Raw genomic sequence first — 1,003 nt, forward strand, 5'->3', positions numbered from 1 at the left:
CAGCCCTAGTTCACAAAAGGTTTCGATTTTAATTCGTTCGGAATAGGTTATACTAGACAAAAGATCAGCTCCTAAAAGATGGGTTTGTGGTAAACACCATTTTAAAGGAAGCTGATCTTTTTTGTCCGAACAGCGTTCGGATTAATTTTACAATCTACCCACCAGAATAATCTGTGGGACAGTCCCAGCCCTCACCCTTTAGCTTGGCAGCTACAGATTGTTCAAATTTATCTTCCGCTATTTAACTAGTCTTCTTTTATTTTTTAGTTGTAACTATTTACCAAAACGCCACCACTTTTTAGGTTTAGGTTGCGAATCAGGAGTGCTATGTTCTGGTTCCGGTTGTTTTTGTGCTGCCATCTTTTTTTCACCATCATCATGTGGTGCCATCGTTAAGGCTTTCAAGTCCTTAATTTCTGCCTTGTATTCTTCGAGCAGTTGTTTGTCCTGTAAGGCCAATCTTTGTTGCTGATCTAGTAACTTATGTAACTCTTTCTTTTCAGATTGAATTTCTGATACTAAATTTCGAAGGAATTTCACTTCATCTTGTCCATCAACCGCATCTTTTTTGTTGTCGTCAACATCATCTTTTTGTTGACGGTATCTTGTTGACGAATCGTTTGAGAACATTGCTTTATTAGCTTTTTGCCCATCAACATCAACGTAAACAGTATTGCCTTTTGTTGATGTAAATTGACGTAAATCGATTGACGCATCTCTTTTTATCTTTTGCCATATAGCCTGCTTTGAAACGCCCAATTCATCAGCAAGTTCTCTAATAGTTTTAGGCATGATTTCCAAACCCCTTTCGGAGTTCAGCAAGTGCTTCTTGTCTTGCTTGATCTCTTATTTTTTTATCGTGCTCGGCCTGTTTATCAGCCAATGCTAGTTTCTCAGTAGAGCCTAAAGTTAACCCCTTAACCTTGTCAATGGCGCGCCATTTTTTCTGCTCTGTTAATTCACCATTTTGCTGAATATTAAAAACCTTTGGGCGATCATCTTT

At 38.3% G+C, this 1,003-nt stretch carries 2 protein-coding genes; both read right to left on the reverse strand.

From position 1 onward, the window contains the following. Positions 1-273 precede the first annotated feature (273 nt). Positions 274-792: a helix-turn-helix domain-containing protein gene (locus tag CIK00_RS21140; protein WP_101770508.1), complete on the reverse strand. Its 519-nt coding sequence runs from the start codon at positions 790-792 to the stop codon at positions 274-276. After that, a partial coding sequence (locus CIK00_RS21145; RefSeq protein WP_459178073.1) for a hypothetical protein occupies positions 785-1,003 on the reverse strand: 219 nt, incomplete at its 5' end. The genes CIK00_RS21145 and CIK00_RS21140, both read right to left, overlap by 8 nt.

Origin of the sequence: Photobacterium carnosum (genome assembly GCF_002849605.1) — a bacterium.
In the GTDB taxonomy this organism is placed as follows: Bacteria; Pseudomonadota; Gammaproteobacteria; order Enterobacterales; family Vibrionaceae; genus Photobacterium; species Photobacterium carnosum.

Coding starts and splice junctions, on each gene's coding strand:
- CIK00_RS21140 (WP_101770508.1), bottom strand. CDS start 792: ATGCCTAAAACTATTAGAGAACTTGCTGATGAATTGGGCGTTTCAAAG.